Source organism: Caballeronia sp. INML2, assembly GCF_023631365.1.
Classification (GTDB): Bacteria; Pseudomonadota; Gammaproteobacteria; order Burkholderiales; family Burkholderiaceae; genus Caballeronia; species Caballeronia turbans.
Genome location: NZ_JALQDH010000069.1, coordinates 103,958 through 122,679 on the forward strand (window position 1 = coordinate 103,958; position 18,722 = coordinate 122,679).

An 18,722-nucleotide genomic window follows, 5' to 3' on the forward strand; every position below is an offset into this window, starting at 1 on the left:
CCTTCGAAAGTGCAAAAAGGCCGGGCGCTGTCACCCGGCCTCGTGCTTCACGCTGAATGCGTCACGCGAGCGCGTCGGACTCGCTTGTGAGCGCGCGGCGTCTCATCGGCGTGAGTGCGGCGCCGAGGCGCTCGCCCTGAGCCTCGCTGACCAGACTCGTCAGAATCTCGCCGAAGCGCGGCTCGTCGACGCCGGAGATGATGTACTGCCAGCGATACGCGTCGACCAGCCCCGCATGCACGCGCGCCTCTTCGTCGTCGGACAGCGCGCGGTCGAGTAGCGTGACGAAGTAGTGCGCGTCGGCGGCGGCTTGCGCCTGCATCATGCCGTCGATCGCCGCGACGAGTTCGATCAGATCGCCGATCGCGGCATCGCGTGCGTCGTCGTCGATGCGCGCGTCCTCGCGCACCCATTCCAGTTCGTCGATGATCGCGTGCTGCGACTCCTCCTTCCAGTGAAACAGGAAGATGTCCTTGAAGAGCGGCGAGAGGCTCGCGTCGCTCTCCATGCTCTGCCGGTAATGCACCTGCGTGACGATTTCGACGCAGCACGTCAGCGCGAGAATCGACCATGTGGACTTGCCGAGCACGAACGCGGCGACTTCGTCGGCCTGCGCAACGAAGCGATAGCCGGGCGGAAGCGCTTCGGCCGCGAGCGCCTCGACGCGGCGGAACAGTTCCTGATGCTTCAGCTCTTCATCGGTGAAACGAACGATCGCTTCGAGCGCGGTCTGATCGCCGAGCGCGTGATCGCGGCCGACTTCCAGCATCTTCGCGCCGACGAAACGCTCGATCATGCCGAACATGTTGGCGTACGTGCGGCCCTGAATCTGCGACATGAGCCGGCGTTCGCGCGTATCCAGAAACGGCAGGCGGTTGACTTCGGTGAGCCCGTCGGGCATGAACTTGTGCGCGGGATCGAAATGACGGCCGCGCAATACGTCGCGATCGATATCCCAGCGAATGCGGCGGGACACTTCGATGCACTTCGCATAGCGTTGTTGCGTACTGGTCTTGCTGGACTCGTGCTGAACGGCTTTCATGTAAAAACTCCGGGATGACTCTGCGTCGATGACTGCGTTGAAAGGGGCGCCGGACAGGCGGCGCGCCGCGTCGAACAGGTCGGCGTAGGGTTCATGCATGAGTCATGCGTCGCGTCACCGTTCTGCTGATCATTCTCGGGAGTGCCGCGCTTTCGCACATGAGGCGCAAGTCCCGGTCGCGAACCGGGACGCGACGTTTTGGCGCCAGGGAAGGGGGACGTGTGTCCCGAAGGCTCAGGCAGGCGCGTCGAAGCCCGCGCGGCGGGCAAGCACGATTGCCTGCGCGCGATTCTCGACTTCGAGCTTCGCGAAGATGCTGGTGATGTGATTGCGCACCGTCTTCTCACTGAGCGCGAGGCGCGCGGCGATCTGCGCGTTGTCGCGCCCGCCCGCGATCAATTCGACGATATCCCGCTCGCGTGGCGTCAGTGCGGAGAACGCGGGATCGGCCACTTGCGCAGACGGCAGGAACGCCCGCACTTCCTCGCGCCAGCGCTGCCAGGCGGCGTCGGATTCGAGCGTGAGATGGTTCTCGCTTTCGAGCGGCACGAAGCGCGCGCCGGGAATCTGACCGGCGAGCAGCCGGCTTTCGTCGAAGGGCACGCGCGCGTCGCCGGTGGCGTGCAGCACGAGCGTCGGGCATTGCACGCGCGGCAGCAGATCGACCACGTCGATCTCGTTGAACACGCGCATGATGCGCGCGGCATTGTGCGGCGTCGTGGTCAGCCGTTCGAGCTCGTTGAACCAGTGATGCTGCTCGGGCGTGCCGCCGGGAATGAATTGCGTCGTGAAGAATTGCCGGAACGCGGGATTCTGTTTTCCCCAGCCGAGTTCGGCGAGTTTCACGAGCATTTCGGCTTCCTCGCGCAGCGCCGGATCGCAGGTGCGCTTGAGCCGGCCGCGCGCGTAGCCGCCGTGCAGCACGAGATGCGTGACGCGCTCCGGATGCGCGACCGCATACGCGATGGCGATCGACGCGCCCTGCGATATCCCGAGCAGCGGAAAGCGTTCGAGGCCACTCGCATCGACGACGGTTTCGAGATCGCGCAGCCAGGCGTCGAAGGAAATGTCGGGGACATCGCGGTCGGAGAGACCGCAGCCGCGCTGATCGTAGCGAATCAGCGTGTGGCGGCCGCACAGTTCGAGCACCAGATGGCTCCAGACCGGACTCGTGAAGTCCAGCTCCAGATGACTCAGCCAGTTCGCCGCCTTGATGAGCGGCGGCCCTGAGCCGCAAGTCGCGTATGCGATGCGCACGCCGTCGCTCGCCGGGCAAAGGCGGATCTGCTGCCGTGGCATGGACGGGCGCGGCACCATCGGAGTGATGTGTATGTAGGGACTACGTACAAAGTCGATGCCCGCGCGGCGGCCCCGCGCGTTCGCTCATGCTCGCCCGTAATGCTTTGGAAAGTCAAGGACGGCGCGCGCCGCGCATCTGGCTTGTCAGGTCGCCGTGATGCATCGCGAGCGCGCGCATCGACGGCCACATATGCATGTAATGCACCATGAAGCTGTCGCTGCCCTGAAGCTGGTACGGCGTGTTGATCGTCGTGCAATCGAGAAGATCGCGATATTCGGCGAGGCCGTGCCGTTGCAGCACCTTGATGAACACGTCCTGATCGCCGCCGCTCGCGTATGTGGACGATTTATCCGCGATCCCGCCGATGGTCTGCTCGATTTCGCTCAGCACCTCGATGTTTTGCCGCGTGTTCCGAAAGCCCATGATGCCCGAGTTGAACCGCCAGCTCACGTCCGTCGCGATCACGCGGTCGCGGTCCTTCATGAGCGATTCAAGCGGCCTGCCCTGATCGACGACGAGCACGTCGGCATCGATCCAGAAGACCCATTCGTGTCCGGGCAGATGGCGCAGCAGCACCCACGGCTTGATCCAGTTGCCGCTCGCGTCCGGGCCGGCGTCCGGCGGCACGTCGCGATAGAGATGGAGCGCATAGCCGTGCCGCTCGCAATAGCGGCGCAGATTGCGCTCGGCGATCGCGCCGTACTCGCGGATATTCGGCGTGTAGAGCATCGCGAGCGCGACACGCGCGTCGCCGTTCACTGCCTCGTAGCGCGCTTCGCCGGTTTCCGGTGCCGGCAAGGCGAGATACGGCAGTCCGCGCGCCTGATAATCGTTGACGTGCTCCGCGAGCAGATCGCGCAGGCCAGCGAAAACCGGCTGATTTCTCGGCGCTTCGCGTATATCCGCGAGCGCGAGCGCGAATGCGGGCCATTCGGACCAGACCGGAGACACGTCCAGCGCGGCAAGCGCAACGGGCACATAGCCATTGATCGCCACGTTGAACGACAGCGGATCGAGCGCGCGCAGCAACTCGGATTCGCTCACAAGCGCGTGGCCGCCGAACTTCGCACGCTCGCAAAGGCGCTCGACGCACTCGCGCGCGGCGGGCGTATTGCGCCAGAGCTGGAACGCCGCCATCACATCGACGTCGTGGCTGTCGCGGTACGAGATGATCCAGTCGCGGCTCCCGCCTTGCATGAAAGTCTCGCAGGGTATGTCGCGCAACAGCAGGCAGTCCTGCGTCAGCAGCAGCACGAGGTCGCCCTCGGCGCTCGTGCGCAGCGCTCGCAGCAGCACCTGATATTTCAGCAACATCCGCAGATGCGGCCAGCCGATCGCGCTCGCATCGACGTATTCGTGTCTGTATCCCTGACGCGCGCAGTAGCGGCGCGCATTCTCGAACGACGCGTGAGCGTTACCGTCCGCGAAAAAACTGATGACGTGCGTTGTCATGGCGATGCTCCGTGATTTGCGTTCCTATCCGGGCGATTCTGGTCCCGGGGTCGGCGCGTGAGCAAGCGCAAGGACAGTTTGTTTCATCCGCTTGGGCATCGGCTGCGATCGTTTCGCGCAACGACGTGGGCAGCGTCGTTGCATTACCGACGCTCGACGGACGAATACGGATCGCGCGTTCAGCGTTTTGCGCGCAGCGGCAGCGTCGCGATGAACTGATCGATCGCCGCAAGGAGCGCCGCCTTGCGCACGCCGTCCTGCGCCTGAATCGACAAGCCCGCGAACAGCGTCATGCACAACGCGGCGAGCGCGGGAACATCGGTGCGTGCATTGAGCTCGCCGTTCTCGACGCCTCGCGCGAGCCGCGCCGCGACGATCGACGCCACCTTGCGTCTGCGCTTCTGCATCTCGCTGCGCAACTGCGCATGCTCGGCGCCGACGGACATCGCGCCCAGAAAGATCATGCAGCCACGCGGATTCGGCGCGCCGGTGAAAAGCTCGACGCTCGTGCGAAACATCGCGCGCAGGCCGTCGCGCACGGACTCGTGCGCCTGCAACTGCCTGAGCGCGGCGCCGCCTTCCGCGTCCGTGTAGAGCTCGACCGCCTCGCGATACAAATCTTCCTTGCTGCCGAACGCGGCGTAGAGGCTCGGCGAATTGATGCCCATTGCGTCGACGAGATCGGCCATCGAGCACGTGTCGAAGCCCTTGGCCCAGAACACTTCCATCGCCCTTCGCAAGGCCGCCTCGCGGTCGAACGTGCGGGGCCGTCCGCGCGCCTTGTGCTGCGTTTCCCGAACTTCCGACGGCATGTCTCGCTCCTTTGCGCGTCCCATCGATTGCTGCGCGCATTGAAATTCTGAATTATGTGTCGATCGTAACAAAATAACTGGACGCCGTCACGCGACGATGTTCAAATATATGTGTCGACCGTTACATAAATCTCGGAACCTTCTTAGGAGTGTCGTCATGAAATCGACTTTGTCCGCACTGGCCGCCGCGTTGCTGCTGATGAGCCCGCTGATGTCGTTTGCGCAAGCCACGGCAACGCCGGCGTCGCCCGCGCCGTATTCGGTGTTCGTCGATCAGCCGACCGGCTTCACCTTCGTCAAGATGCCGTCAGGATGGAAGTTCGTCGGCGCGGTGTCGAAGGACGAAGCGCAGCATGTGCCGTCGAATGTGCTGACGTCGGTGTTGCCTGCCGATTCGGCGCGTGCCATCGACACGGCATCGGTCAAGTAAGCGTCATACGCAGGCGGCCGGCAGCCACGGCCGGCCGACGAGGCAGAGCGCCGGAGCGCTTTGCGGAACTGGCGTTGCGGCGCGTCGCTAATGCCGTCGATACGCATCGAGCAGGCCTTGCACGATGTCCGCGGACACATAATGCGGCCCATCGAAAAGATAGGTCTTATATCCGCGATACGCATCGATCTGCGGCCTCAGTTCGTCCACTGTCGCGGAACGAAACCCGCCGCCCACTTGCGGCCGGAACGCTTCCGCAATGATTCGCACGCGATGCCGCCCGAGCTTCGCCGCAATCTGATCCGCATACTCCCGCGCGACGCGCGGCTCTCGCGCATACACGCCGCAGCCGTCCTGCAACAGCACGCCTACATCGCGCGGCAACCACTCATCGAGCCATTGCGCGAGCGCCGCGCCACCGACATTCGCGCGGTCATACACGCTGATCCACAACGGACGCGGCAACCCATCGAGCAGCGCGCGCAGCGCACCCGCGTTCTGCCAGGTCGGATCGATCTCGACGGGAAAGTAGTAGCCCGTCACATGCACGGGCGGATGAACTTCCACGAGCCGCATCGATTCGACGAACAACTGCGCCGCATTCGCGCGCGCCGCCGCTTCGTCGAAACGGCCCGCGAGTCCAACGATCACGTCGCGCGCCCAGGGCTCCTGCCCGATGCGCTCCCAGTCCGGCATCCGTGCCGCCGTGCGCATCCCGGCGCCGGGCACGAAGGCGATGCCGTCCACCGCCGTCCATTGCACAATGAGTTCATGCGCGCCGAGCTTGTCCCAGTCGCCGCGCGGATCGGCGTGCGCGTTGTCGGGCTGCCAGACGATGCCGTCGACGAGACGCACGCGCGAGGCATCGGCTTGAGCCGAAGCCGGCGCGAGCACAAGGCAGCACGCAATGACGAGGGCGGAAAATAGAGAGGACATCAGTACGAGAATACCGCGCCGAAGAACACGCCTCGCGCGCGATCGTCGCCGGCGACGCGCAAGCGGTACTGCACCGCGACATCCACGAACGAACGCGGCGCGTCATACGGACCGCCGCGGAACCAGTAGCGCGCCGCCACGCCCGCGCCGGCGCCCACCGGCACGCTGTGATCGACCGCCGAATCGTAGTCCATGCCGACGACCGCATGCGGAAACACCGTCAAACGCGGACTGATCGCATCGACGCGATAGGTGCGGCCCAGTCGCGCGTTCGCGGTCGCGTAAGTCGAATCGTTCTGGATGTAATGGCCCGCCTCGCCGTACACCGTGCCCGTCCACCAGTTCGGGACGTCGAGCCTGCGCGTGTCGCCGAAGCCGTTCGAATACGCGGCGCGCGCGAGCCAGTCGGCGCGCACGTCCGAGCCGATCGGCAGAATTTTTTCGATGGCGAGAATCGCATTCGCCGATGCGAACGGCTTCACGCGCGCGCCGATCGCCGCCTGCAACGTCGATACCCCCGATGGCCCGCCGCCCTTCACGCCGAAGTTCTCGTAACCGCGCGCGTACACCTCGAACATGCGGTCACCGAGGCTGCCGAACGGCCGCCAGTACGCCTCCGCGCCCGCCTGCCAGTTGTTCGATACGCCGGGCGTGGGCGCGAACGCGAACCCTTGCTGCGCACCGTTGCCGCGATAGTTCACCGACGCGCTGAAGCCCCAGTTGCGCGTCGCTTCGGCGTGCGCCGCGCGTGCGTCGTTCAGTGCTTCAGGCGCGAGCGCCTCGCCGGCGGGCGCGCCCGCGCTATGGTCGATCGCGCGTTCCAGGAACTTCACGCCTTCGTCGGTGCGGCGCAGGTTGAGCGCCGCGTAGCCGGCGTCGGCTTCGGCCGATGCGGGCAGCGCGCCCTCGCGTTCCGCGCGCGCGAAGTAGTGCAGCGCGAGCGCGCTGTCGCCCGCGCGCTGCGCGATGAACGCGGCCTGCGTGGCGGTCATCGAATCGAGCAGATTCGCGTCGATCAACGCGCGCGCTTCGCCCGAGGCCTCACGCGTGCGGCCCGTCGCCGCGAGCGCGTCGATCAGCGCGATGCGCGGCTGCGGATCGTCGGGCACTTCGGCGATCGCCGTGCGCCAGAAGCCGATGGCCGCTGCGCGATCGCCGCGACGTTCGGCAAGACGCGCTTCGCGTGTCGCGGCGAGTGCGGGATCGTGCGCGTAGACATCGCACGATGCGCCGAACCGGTCTTCGCGGCATTCGAAAGTCGGGCGCGCGCGCGGATCGATTTGCACGGTCTGCGTGGCCGCCATGCGCAACATCGCTTGCGCGCGATGGCGGCGTAACGTGATCGCGGCATCGGTGTCGTCGGGGGGCTGCGTGGCGACGGACGGCAGTGTATCGAGCGCCGCTTGCGGATTGCCTTGCGCGAGCCGCACGTCCGCGACGATCGTGCGCGCGACGCGCGCATCGCGATATGCGCGTGCGTCGCCCGCATCGGTGGATGCGGCCAGGGTCAGCGCGCGCGCGAAGTCGGCATGCTCTGCGCGCGCGGCGCGTGCGTATCCGCGCAAAGCCCACGCGAGCGCATTGTCTTCATCGATCGCGATGGCATCGCCCGCCGCGGCTTCCACGCCCGCGAGATCGCCGCGCGTGAACAATATCTCGATGAGCTGCATGCGGAAATCCATCCGCGCCGGCGCATACATGACAGCCTTCCGCGCGAAATCTTGCGCCGCATCCAGGTCGCCGCGCTCGCGCGCCACATATGCGGACTTCGACGCCCCGGGCGCAAGCCGGTCGCCGATGAAGCGCCGCCGCTCCCGCAAGGCGTCGCTGTCGCCGAAGTGCTGCGATGCGTCGACGGCCGCATCGTATGCGGCGGCATCGTCGCCGGATGCGGCGAGGGAATCGATCAGCAGATAGCGCAGACGCTCCGCCCGCGGCGCAAGACGCACGGCTTCGCGGCTTCCCGCCACCGCCGACGCGTAATCCTTCTTCGCGTAATCGCGATACGCCGCGCGCGCTGCCTTCGACGCCGGCGCCGGCAAGTCGTCCGGCACGCCGCCCTCGCCGCCCGACGCGATCAGGATGTCGATCTGCCTGCGCCGCGCGGTCAGCGAAGGCGCCGGACCGAGCTGCGCGATGGCTTCGGCAAGCACACGGCTCGCGTCCTTCAGACGCCCGCGCGCCGCGAGCGCATTCGCAAGCAGCAGACGCAGATCCGCGACGTCGGGCCGCTGGCGAATCGCCTCGCGCGCGCCTGCGATGGCATCGGCATAACGATGCTCGCCGTAGGCCGCGAACGCTTCGCGCGCCACGCGATACGCCGCGCCGCTCAGAGGCAGCTGCAGGGTCTCGTCCGCACGGGATGCCGCGGCGCCGCACAAGGCGAGCGCGGCGCACAACGCAACGCGAACGTGCGGCGTCATCGAATGCCGGCCCGCGCGAGATAGCGGCGGCGCTGCTCCGCGACTGCGGCGGTGAGCGCATCGGACGTGATGATCGCCTCCGCCACCATGTAATCGCCGATGCGTCCGTGCCGCTCCGGCCGATAGTCCCGCAACGCGGCCTCGAACGCGCTGCGCGTGACGAGCCCCATCTCGATCATGATGTCGCCGAGCAAGGGCACGCCGCGCGCGGCCGTGGCGTCGGCAAGCGCCGGCGAGGCATCGTCTTCGCCATCGCCTGTCAAGACCGGCATGCCGACCGCGCGCAGCATGCGCAGGCCCGCCGCGATCTCGCTTTCGCGCACGATCTGCAGCGCGACCGGGCCGCCGGACGTCGCGCGCAATTCGGCGAGCGACGCATCGTCGAGCAGGCTCGCGCAGACGAACACGGCGTGCCCGTTCGCATCGATGCCCTGCGGCAGCACGCGCAGCCGCACGAGCGTCTCGGGCGTCGCGATGCGCGTCGGGTCCATCCGCGCCGCGTCCAAGCGTCCGCGCGGCAGGTCGGCCTGGAACGCGATCGCTTCCGCGAGCGTTTCCTCGTCGAGCCAGCCGCGTGTCACGAGCACGCGGCCGATCGGCGCTTCGCGTGCATGATCCGTCCGCCGCGCTTCTTCGAGCCGCTCGGGTGCGATCGCCTGCCACGAGACGAGCAGTTCCCCGAGATCCTGACGCGTGTCGCGCAGGGCCTCGTTGCTGGGGAAATCGTGCATCGTCTTGTCCCATGCGAGCCGCCGCCCCGTCACCATATGCACGATGAAAAGCCGCCACGCGCGCGCCACCGCCATGAAGTTGATGACGTTGCTGACGACCATGCGCGGCACCGACAGCACGCCGTGCTCCCAGCCGTAGAGCCGCGTCGTGAAGATGATGCGCTGCGTGACGCGCAGCACGAGCGCGACGGAGTTCGCGGCGAGCAGCGCCTGCAGCCACCGCGAATCGATGAACGGCGACGGAAAGAAGTCGCCCGCGAGGCCGAGATACGAAGCCGTGGCGAACAGCATGAACTGCACGGCGAGCAGGTATGCGAGCATGCCGACGAACGCCGTCACCACGCCCTTGCGGTCGCGCATCAGCAGATAGCGATTCGCGAGCGACCCGCTCCAGCCCGTCAGCGCCCATCCCTGCAAGCCGATGCCGAGCGTCCAGCGCGCGCGCTGCCGATAGGCGGTGCGAAACGTGTCGGGGAAAAACTCGCGCACGCACAGCGGCATCGACAGCCTGATTTCGCGCTCGCGGCCCAAACCGAACCAGCCCTTGCGGCGCGTCGTGAATTCGACGGGAAAGAGCGGAAAGATCGACTGCATGCCGAGCCGCGTGATGCGCGTGCCGATGTCGTAATCCTCGGTGAGGCTTTCGGTGTTGAACGGCTGGTGCTGCGTCTCTTCGACGAGCGCGCGGATCGCGCGGCGCGAAAAGCACGTGCCCACGCCCGCCGACGGCACCGCGCCCGCAAGACTCTCACGCACGACGAGATCCTTCGCGTGCCATTCCGCGAACTCGTCCATGTACGTGCCGGCGACGAGCTCGAACCAGTGCCGTTCGAGCGACGCCACCGGCAACTGGATCATGTCCTTGCGCGGCAGGAGATAGTTGAAGAACTTCAGTTCGACGGGATGCAGCACGTCTTCGCTGTCGTGCATCACGATGCCCGCGAACTCCATCCCGGCTTCGAACTCGTAATGCAGGATCGCCTGCACGAGCCAGTTGAGGCAGTCGGCCTTGCATGTCGGACCGTCGTGCGGCACTTCCACGCGATGCAGATGCTTGTAGCGATGCCGCATGCGCTCCACTTCGGCGATCGTCGCCGCGTCGTTCTGATACGTGCCGACGAACACCGTGTATGCGCGATAGTCGAGCACGCGCACGAGATCCTCGATCATCGCGGCGATGACGTCGTGTTCCTGCCACGCGGGCACCATGATCGCGATGGGCTGCTCGTCGCGCGCATAAAGCTGCTCGACGGTGAGCGGCGCGTAGCGGCGCTCGACCGTCACGCGCCGCCAGAACTTGCGCGTCCAGTACCAGACGTCGATGAACAGATCGTCCAGGCTCGAAAGCAGAATGATCGCCGCGACCGTCGCGGCCACGTATTCGAGTCCCTGGTAGTACTCGGCGAGCAGAATCTCGCCGTACCACCCGAGCGCCTCCGGCATCACGCGCGATCCTCGTCATCACCGGCGCGCGCGCGATGCTTCCGGCGCGCCTGGCCCGCGAGCGCGATCAACGCGAGCAACAGCACCACGAGCACGGCCGGAATGCCCCAGCGCGCCCAATGCCGCGTGACCCAGTCGGCGCTCGACGCGGGTTCGTCGGTCATCTCTTCGGGGTTGACCGTGTCGAACTGCTTGAGCACGCCGCTGCCGTCGACCACGGCGATATTGCCGCGCGAAAGCTGCAGCTTGTCGGTCAGTACGGGCGCCGCGCCCGCCGATCGATACACGACGCCGCTCTCGCCGCCCGCACTCGCAACGCTCACGACCGCGACGCGCGAGAGCCCCGACATGTCGAGCAGCGTATCGCCCGCGGGTGATGTCAGCGAAAGACGCTCGGCCGAATATGCGGCGGGATTCTTCTCGTCGGCGAGCTTGACGTCGGCGGCGAGGAACGGGCCGGCCGGATTCGCCGCCGCGTCTGCCGCGTTCACCACGAATTTCGCCGATACCGGCGCGATGCCCGCCGCGCCGGTCAGCACGGCAAGGCGCGGGACGCTGTTCATTGCATCGTCGAGCCAGGCGCGCGGCACGTACACCGTCGCCGACGACGCATAACGCGCCGCCATGCCCGCGAACGTGTTGTCGGGCGGACCTTTCGCAAGCCGCAGATGGCTCGACGGCAGCACGGCGACGGGATACGTCTGGCGCGCCTGACAGCCGCCGTCCGGCTGGCGGCGGAAGGTCACGCGCAGATCGTTGGTGCGCGCGAGGGCGTAGCGCGGAATCGGCGCGACGAGACGCTCGCGCGCGCCATCGACGTTGATGAGCTTCGCGCCGATCATCACGTCGTTGAAGTACACGGTGGCGGTTGCCGCGCCGTTGGAGAGCGTCGGCGAAGCGGCGAGATCGAGCACCACCTGCTCCGGCAAGCGGCCGTTGCCCGAAGCCGCGGCGAGGTCGAAGCGCGCATCCCACGACGCGGCCGTCTGCACGTCGACACTGCGCGGATCGCCGCCGAGGTCGGACAGCGCGATGGTGTCGCCGCGCGTCTGCTGCGCCACGTCGATGCGATGCACGACCACGCGGTTCGATACATCGATGGGACGCCAGCCGTGCGCAAGCGCGCCGATGCCGCGCGTGTCGCCGACGACGATCATCGCGCGGCCGCCCACGTGCGCGACGCGCACTTCGCCCGGCGCGAGCGGCGAAGTCAGTTGCGACGCCGATTGCTTGCGCCATGCGTCGAAAGCGGCGAGCGCATCGCCCGATGTGTTCGTGACTTGCGCGCGCAACGCGTCGAGCGCGCGGTCGATGGTCTTGCGCATCGTCTCGTCGGCGACGACCACGTCCGGGCCGAACGCCGCGCGCGCGCCGAGCGCGACGAGCGCGCCGAGTTCCGCGTCGTCGGCGATCGCGTGCTTGCCGCCCGCTGCCAGCGCGGCGAACGCGGGCACGCCGCGCAACGGCGCCGGCACGTCGATGCCCGTGAGATCCACGGTATCGCCCACGGCCGGCAGCGCCTGCATCACGGGCCGCTTGCCGTCGCGTTGCAGCAGCGCGTCGGTGCGCCAGGCGGTGTCGAATGCGTTCGCGGACAGCTTGCCGCCCGACACCGCGAGCACCGGCGCGTAAGGCAGCGCGCTCCATGCGGTGCGCAGGTCCTGCACGTCGGCGGGACTGAAGCGGAACGTGAGACGCGTCGTCGGATCGACGCGCAGCACGTTGCCGATGGCGGTCTGATCCGAGCACTCGCCCTGGCTGACCACCGACGCGAACCCAAGCCCCACGCGCACGAAGCCGGCGGAACGCGCCGCGCCATCGACGCCGAGATTGACCGACACGCCGCCCGCATCCTGCGTGAACGCACGCGCGAGCACCGGCGAGCCGTCGAGAGAAAGGAGCATCGTCACGCGGCCGCCGTCGCCGCGCACATAGCCGCCGTCGAATTGCAGCGTCGCATCGGTGATCGGCACGCCGGCGGGCACAGGCAGGAAGAACTCGCGGCGCGTATCGGGTGCGCCGAGCGTCACGCTTTCGAGCAGGCCGAGTTGTCGCAAGGTCACGGTGCGCGTTTCCGGCACATCGAGGCCGAGCCGCCCGAGCGCGCCCGCGATGCCGGTGCCGGTCGCGGCAGCGAAGGCCGCATGCTGCAGACCCAGGAACAGCGCGATTGAAGCCAGAACGGCACGCTGGGCGCGCCGCTTGAAGATGTCGTTGACCAAGTTGAGTGCTCGAAGTTGACGCAACGGGGCGGGATGGCCGCGAAGGCACACGCACGTCGCGCGCGATCCGCCTCGATTGCGTGAAGCCTGATTCCGGACTCCCTGGCCGGAACGATCAGGCGCGTGTTGCTGAAGAAAGAGCCGGTGCCCGGAGTCGCGGCCCGGCCTTTGGCGCGACAGGCTGTACGTACGCGGCCGAAGGACTACGCGAACGCCTCGCCCACGACACGCGTCACATTTTTCGTGGCGCGCGGCATGACGGGTTTGAATTCCTCGAAGGGGCGGCCCGCGAGCGCCGCGACGATGCGCGCCGAGGCTCGCCCATCGCCGTAGGGATTGACATTGCGGGTGAACGCCGCGCGGGCGTTCGTGTCGTCGAGCAGCAGATGGACCGTCGCGGCGATGGCGTCGCTGTCCGTGCCGACGAGCACGGCGGTGCCCGCATCGATGGCCTCGGGACGCTCGGTGACGTCACGCATCACGAGCACCGGCTTGCCGAGCGCCGGCGCCTCTTCCTGCACGCCGCCCGAATCGGTCAGCACGAGCGTCGCGCGCTGCAGCAGCCGCACGAAGCCGAGATAGTCCTGAGGCTCGATGAGAAACACGTTCGGCGCACCGCCGAGCGCGCTGATCACCGTTGCGCGCACGTTCGGGTTCAGATGAACCGGATAGACGATCTGCACATCGGAACGGCGCGCGAGACGAACCAGCGCCGCGCAGATATCGCGCAAGCCCCGGCCGAAACTCTCGCGCCGGTGGCCCGTGACGAGAATCAGATGCTTCGATGGATCGAGAAACGGAAAGCGTGCGTCGAGCTTGCGGCGCAGCGCATCCTGCGAATCGATGCGCTTCGTGACGGAATGCAGCGCGTCGATCACCGTGTTGCCGGTGACGAATGCGCGTCCATGCACCGTTTCCTTCGCGAGGTTGGCGTGCGAGCGCAAGGTCGGGACGAACATCATGTCGCTCACGACATCGACGAAACGCCGGTTCATCTCTTCCGGCCACGGACTGCTCATGTCGCCCGTGCGCAGCCCCGCCTCGACGTGCGCGACCGGCACCTGCCGGTGAAACGCGGCGAGCGCGCCCGCCGTCGCGGTGGTCGTGTCGCCGTGCACGAGCACGCGATCCGGCTGTTCCTTGGTGATGACGTCGTCGATCGACGCGATGAGGCGCGAAACCAGCCCGTTCAGGCTCTGGTTCTCCGACATGACCGCGAGATCGTGATGCGGCGTGATGTCGAACAGATCCAGCACTTGCCGGAGCATCGAGCGATGCTGGCCGGTCACGCACACCACGGACCGCACACCGGCTTCCGCTTCCAGCGCCTTGACGAGCGGCGCCATCTTGATCGCCTCGGGCCGCGTTCCAAATATGGAAAGTATCGTTTTTCGCTTCGTGTTCATTAGGTCCCGACGATTGCACAATCTTTAACAATTTCGATTGTATTCAGACGTTTAGGACCGCCAGCCAACTAAAATGTAAAAAAGTCTAACGAGAACGCGAAGCGCCGGTTTGGCGAGTTTTTGTCCAAAGTCGAGCGGCGTTTTTTACCTAACCAGTTAGCTTTCCCAACGTTCGGGCGAGATCGTCGAGGCGAAAATCCGACACTGCGTCGTCGCGTGATTTCGTCTGATGAAAACGCGATATGCGTGTGAGCGGCTTGCTTGGAGGCGATCGACCATTCGGGAGCTGCGGGGCCGATCGCCCTTTTGAAGGAGCGCTGAAGGACGCGCTCCGAGAACGAAACAGGCTTACTTCTCCATCGTCGCCATATCGATGACGAAGCGATACTTCACATCGCTCTTCAACATGCGCTCATAAGCCTTGTTGATTTCGTCCATGCGAATCATCTCGATGTCGGAGGTGATGCCGTGCTCCGCGCAGAAATCGAGCATCTCCTGCGTCTCCGCAATACCGCCGATGAGCGATCCGGCGAGCGAGCGGCGCTTGAAGATCATGTTCATCACCGAAGGCGACGGGTGCGGATGCTCCGGCGCGCCGACGAGCGTCATGGTGGCATCCCGCTTGAGCAGTGCCATGAACGGATCGAGATCGTGCGACGCGGCCACCGTGTTCAGAATGAAGTCGAAGCTGTTCGCGTGCGCCGCCATCTGGGCCGGGTCTTTCGAAATCACGACTTCATGCGCGCCCAGACGCTTCGCGTCCTCGATCTTGCCCGGCGAAGTCGTGAAGAGCACGACATGCGCGCCCATTGCGGCGGCGATCTTCACGCCCATGTGACCGAGACCGCCGAGACCCACGATGCCGACCTTGTGCCCCTTCTGCACGTTCCAGTGGCGCAGCGGGGAATAGGTCGTGATGCCCGCGCACAGCAACGGCGCGACCGCCGCCAGTTCGAGGTTCCCGGGGATGCTCAGCGTGAACGCCTCGTCGACGACGATGCTCGTCGAATAGCCGCCCGCCGTGAAGCCGCCGGACTTTCTGTCCGGCGAGTTATAGGTTTGCGTGAAGCTTTCCGGGCCTTCGCAGAACTGCTCCAGTCCTTCCTTGCAGGACGCGCACGTGCGGCATGAATCGACCATGCAGCCGACGCCCGCGAGGTCGCCGACCTTGAACTTCGACACGTCCGAGCCGACTTCCGCCACGCGCCCGACGATTTCATGCCCCGGCACGACCGGAAAGTTCGAGCCGCCCCATTCGTTCCGCGCCATGTGCAGATCGGAGTGACACACGCCGCAAAAGAGAATGTCGATGCGCACATCGTTCGGGCCGACATCGCGGCGCTGAATTTCGAGCGGGCCGAGCGGCTTGTCGGCTGCGGCGGCTGCATAGGAATACGCTTTCAGCATGATTGTGCTTCCTTCCTTGATTTGAATCTTTCGTGGACGAGCCGGCCCCGACGCAATGAAAAGGCCGGCCGATGAGACGTGTCAGGTGAACGGGTTTGTGCGGCAGCGAACTGTCGCCGTCATGCACCGCACGCGTTGCGAGTGACTTGCCGATTGCGCCGATATTTCGGCGGCGCTACGCAACCTCAATACTGTATGCCTATAAAAACTTCTCTGCCGAAATGGCGGCTCGATTATGCCTTTCGAAAGAACTGTGCAATTGCGTCGCCGGAGAATTTGACAATCGAACGCCCTTCTTTCGACTCCCTGCTAATGGGGATGGTCGAGAGCAGACGAGCGTCCTAAAGTGATCGTGCGCGAGGACACGGCCATCCTCATCGCACGGCGCCGGAACTTTGAGAGAGCGAGACCATGAAGGCGAAGGCAATTACGGCAAGCATCGGCATGCCGGGCGGCGCGGTCAGCGCCGAGTTTCATATCGACACGGGGCGCCTCAGGATCTTCGAACGCGGCATGCTTCGCGTCGAATTGTTTCCGCCGCAATCATGGTTCACGGTGGCGTCGGTGGCGGGAAACAGCCGCTGGGGCACGCGGCCGCGCGAAGCGGATATTCGTCTCGTCGTCGAGAACTTCATCCTTCAGCGCTTCGGCATGACGGCGTACCGGAGCGAAACTTCATGCGCGCAGTGACGTGCGCGCTCAGCGTGCACGCGCGCGCCGCGTGCGCTGATAGAAGGCGTCCGGCTTGGTCTTCACCCATTCGACGAAGCTATGCACGCCTTCGTGCGCGAGCAGTGCATCGACGGTCGAATAGCGCTGCGCCAGCTCCTTTTCGGTGAAGAGCGCATGCAATTGCCGATGACAGATGCGATGCAGCACGGCCGTCTGCCTGCCACCGTGCGATTTCGGCACGAGATGATGCAAATCGCGCTCCGATGGCGGCACCGCGCGCCCGCACAGCGCGCAGATTTCCTCCTGCGGCGGGTGATACCACGGCTCCGGTGTGCGCTTCGCCATTGCGTTCCTCGTTTGTTCTCGTCGAGTTTACGCCTCGTCTTTCCGCGCCGCATCGGACGATTCATCTGATCAACATTCCTTAGCTTCTCGATTCGACATCCTCATGCGGTGAGTCGTGCGCCGATACAATGGCTGCGTGAACGCGCGCATCGGCGCACTCCCTGCAACTGCAACGGAGATACACCATGACAGGTCCGGCGAGTAACCTCTACGAGAGCTGGCAGGAACAGATTCAGCGGGAGCTGAATGCGCGCGTCAGGACGCATCAGCACGAAGTGCGGCAAGCGAAAGTGCAGCAGGCGCGTCAGACCGGCGCGCCTGCGCCGCTCGTCCTGATCGGCGAGGGCGATTCGTGGTTCGACTATCCGCTGCCGGACCCACTTCATCCCACGGATGTATTGCAGGCGCTCGAGAACACGGGCAAGCCCGTTCCGCTGATCCTCAAGCTCGCGCACTATAGCGACGCGACCACGACGCTCCTCGGCGTGAACAAGCGCAACCGCCTCATCGATCAGTTGAAGGACCCGGCCAACGGACCCATCGACGCACTGCTTTTTTCCGGCGGCGGCAACGATGTGGTCGGCGACCAGTTCCGCTTCTGGCTCCACGATGCAGACGCGGTCGCCAACGATCCTGCGCAGGGCATCGATATCCGGCGGCTCGCGAATATCTTCGGCGTGGTCGAGAGCGCCTATCTGGATCTGATCCGCATCCGCGACCAGTTCGCGCCTCACGCACCCATCTTCGTGCACGCTTACGACTTTGCGATTCCCAGCGGCACATCGGCCTGCCATCTCGCCGGACCGTGGCTTCGTCCTTCGCTCGTCGATCGGGGCTGGCGGGACCTCGCGCCCGGCACGCTGATCGTGCGGACGATCCTCGTCCAGTTCCGCGCGATGCTGCTGCGGCTCGCCAGCGATCCCGCGCACAATCTGGTGCTGGTCGAGACGCAAGGCACGCTTGCGCCCGATGACTGGGCCAACGAACTGCATCCCACCGGCGCGGGCTTCGCCAAAATCGCCGCCTGTTTCAGGGCCGCGCTCGCCGCACGCTTTGCGCATCGCATATGAGGGCGGCGTGCGCTGAGATGCGAGCCGGTATCGATACCGGCTCGCCGCCCGTTTCTCCTATCAGCCCTGCACGAATGCGAGCAGGTCGGCGTTGAGGACGTCCGCGTTGACCGTGAGCATGCCGTGCGAGAAGCCAGGATACGTTTTCAGGGTGCCGTTCTTCAGCAACTTGATGGACTTCAGCGCAGCGTCGGCGATGGGCACGATCTGGTCGTCCTCACCATGCAGGACGAGCGTCGGCACGGAAATCGACTTCAGGTCTTCAGTCTGGTCCGTCTCCGAGAACGCCTTGATGCCGTCGTAGTGCGCCTTCGCGCTACCCATCATGCCCTGACGCCACCAGTTCTGGACAACGCCCTGTTGGACGGTCGCGCCCGAGCGGTTGAATCCGTAGAAGGGTCCCGCCGGAACATCGACGAAGAACTGGGCGCGGTTGTCGGCCAGTGCCTTGCGAAAGCCGTCGAAAACCTCGACAGGCAGGCCTTCCGGATTTGCTTCGGTTTTCAGCATCAGCGGAGGCACCGCGCTGACGAGTACCGCCTTCGCGACACGTCCTGACGGTTCGCCGTGCTTCGCGACATAACGGGCGACTTCGCCGCCGCCTGTCGAGTGTCCGATGTGAACGGCATTTTTCAGGTCCAGCGCTTCGACGACCGCGAATGCGTCGGCGGCGTAATGGTCCATATCGTGACCGTCCGAGACCTGCGACGAGCGGCCGTGCCCACGCCGGTCGTGCGCGACCACACGATATCCCCGCTGCACGAAGAACAGCATCTGCGCGTCCCAGTCGTCCGAGGAAAGCGGCCAGCCATGATGAAAGACGATCGGTTGCGCGTCCTTCGGCCCCCAGTCCTTATAGAAAATTTCGACGTTATCTTTGGTCGTGACGAACGGCATGGTAATCCTCACTCGTGAAAAAAGGTTTGCAGGACGCCGGGCCGAGGTTTGAAACTCAGCGCCGGCTTCGATGTTCTTGCGGCAAGACAAGCGAAGACAGACGACGTTCGATCGATCGAACTTCACCGGATCGC

Annotated in this window: 15 protein-coding genes; 3 read left to right on the forward strand and 12 right to left on the reverse strand. The window is 65.6% G+C overall.

What is annotated here, in order from left to right; translation table 11 throughout:
- Window positions 1–61: 61 nt before the first annotated feature.
- The 4 genes from NCT32_RS23990 to NCT32_RS24005 form a co-directional block, all read right to left on the reverse strand.
- Entirely contained in the window at window positions 62–1,042 is a 981-nt protein-coding gene (locus NCT32_RS23990; protein ID WP_061119268.1) for a hypothetical protein, read from the reverse strand.
- A gap of 234 nt (window positions 1,043–1,276) precedes the next feature.
- The gene (locus NCT32_RS23995) at window positions 1,277–2,359 is read right to left on the reverse strand and encodes an alpha/beta fold hydrolase (RefSeq protein WP_086961238.1); all 1,083 of its coding nucleotides are present in this window, start codon (window positions 2,357–2,359) and stop codon (window positions 1,277–1,279) included.
- Between the two features lie 94 nt (window positions 2,360–2,453).
- Window positions 2,454–3,794: a hypothetical protein gene (locus tag NCT32_RS24000; protein WP_061119187.1), complete on the reverse strand. Its 1,341-nt coding sequence runs from the start codon at window positions 3,792–3,794 to the stop codon at window positions 2,454–2,456.
- Window positions 3,795–3,973: 179 nt separating this feature from the next.
- Window positions 3,974–4,606, reverse strand: coding sequence for a TetR/AcrR family transcriptional regulator (locus tag NCT32_RS24005; RefSeq protein WP_061119188.1), 633 nt, complete (start codon window positions 4,604–4,606; stop codon window positions 3,974–3,976).
- 157 nt (window positions 4,607–4,763) lie between these two features.
- Between NCT32_RS24005 and NCT32_RS24010 the strand changes: the two genes are divergently transcribed.
- Window positions 4,764–5,036, forward strand: a complete 273-nt coding sequence (locus NCT32_RS24010) for a hypothetical protein (RefSeq protein ID WP_061119189.1) — start codon at window positions 4,764–4,766, stop codon at window positions 5,034–5,036.
- 87 nt (window positions 5,037–5,123) lie between these two features.
- Here the strand turns inward: NCT32_RS24010 and NCT32_RS24015 are convergent, their stop codons facing one another.
- The 6 genes from NCT32_RS24015 to NCT32_RS24040 form a co-directional block, all read right to left on the reverse strand.
- Window positions 5,124–5,972, reverse strand: coding sequence for a hypothetical protein (locus NCT32_RS24015; RefSeq protein WP_250477738.1), 849 nt, complete (start codon window positions 5,970–5,972; stop codon window positions 5,124–5,126).
- The gene (locus NCT32_RS24020; protein WP_061119191.1) at window positions 5,972–8,395 is read right to left on the reverse strand and encodes an NfrA family protein; all 2,424 of its coding nucleotides are present in this window, start codon (window positions 8,393–8,395) and stop codon (window positions 5,972–5,974) included. Before NCT32_RS24020 ends, NCT32_RS24015 begins: the two co-directional genes overlap by 1 nt.
- Window positions 8,392–10,569 (reverse strand): glycosyl transferase family protein, encoded by a 2,178-nt coding sequence (locus tag NCT32_RS24025; protein ID WP_061119192.1) that lies wholly within the window; start codon window positions 10,567–10,569, stop codon window positions 8,392–8,394. Before NCT32_RS24025 ends, NCT32_RS24020 begins: the two co-directional genes overlap by 4 nt.
- On the reverse strand, window positions 10,569–12,791 hold the full coding sequence (locus NCT32_RS24030; protein WP_061119193.1) for a cellulose biosynthesis cyclic di-GMP-binding regulatory protein BcsB: 2,223 nt from the start codon (window positions 12,789–12,791) through the stop codon (window positions 10,569–10,571). Before NCT32_RS24030 ends, NCT32_RS24025 begins: the two co-directional genes overlap by 1 nt.
- A gap of 203 nt (window positions 12,792–12,994) precedes the next feature.
- Window positions 12,995–14,197, reverse strand: coding sequence for a non-hydrolyzing UDP-N-acetylglucosamine 2-epimerase (gene wecB / locus NCT32_RS24035; protein WP_250490596.1), 1,203 nt, complete (start codon window positions 14,195–14,197; stop codon window positions 12,995–12,997).
- A 348-nt stretch (window positions 14,198–14,545) separates the two neighbouring features.
- Window positions 14,546–15,604, reverse strand: coding sequence for an NAD(P)-dependent alcohol dehydrogenase (locus NCT32_RS24040; protein ID WP_061119195.1), 1,059 nt, complete (start codon window positions 15,602–15,604; stop codon window positions 14,546–14,548).
- 411 nt (window positions 15,605–16,015) lie between these two features.
- Between NCT32_RS24040 and NCT32_RS24045 the strand changes: the two genes are divergently transcribed.
- On the forward strand, window positions 16,016–16,294 hold the full coding sequence (locus tag NCT32_RS24045; protein WP_061119196.1) for a hypothetical protein: 279 nt from the start codon (window positions 16,016–16,018) through the stop codon (window positions 16,292–16,294).
- A 9-nt stretch (window positions 16,295–16,303) separates the two neighbouring features.
- Here NCT32_RS24045 and NCT32_RS24050 read toward each other — a convergent pair whose 3' ends face one another.
- Window positions 16,304–16,621 carry an HNH endonuclease gene (locus NCT32_RS24050; RefSeq protein WP_061119197.1) on the reverse strand — a complete coding sequence of 106 codons (318 nt, stop codon included), beginning with the start codon at window positions 16,619–16,621 and terminating at the stop codon, window positions 16,304–16,306.
- Window positions 16,622–16,806: 185 nt separating this feature from the next.
- Here NCT32_RS24050 and NCT32_RS24055 point away from each other — a divergent pair, with 185 nt between their 5' ends.
- A complete protein-coding gene (locus NCT32_RS24055; protein WP_061119198.1) occupies window positions 16,807–17,691 on the forward strand; it encodes a hypothetical protein in 885 nt (294 codons plus the stop codon).
- 60 nt (window positions 17,692–17,751) lie between these two features.
- Here NCT32_RS24055 and NCT32_RS24060 read toward each other — a convergent pair whose 3' ends face one another.
- A complete protein-coding gene (locus NCT32_RS24060) occupies window positions 17,752–18,588 on the reverse strand; it encodes an alpha/beta fold hydrolase (protein ID WP_061119199.1) in 837 nt (278 codons plus the stop codon).
- Window positions 18,589–18,722: the final 134 nt, after the last annotated feature.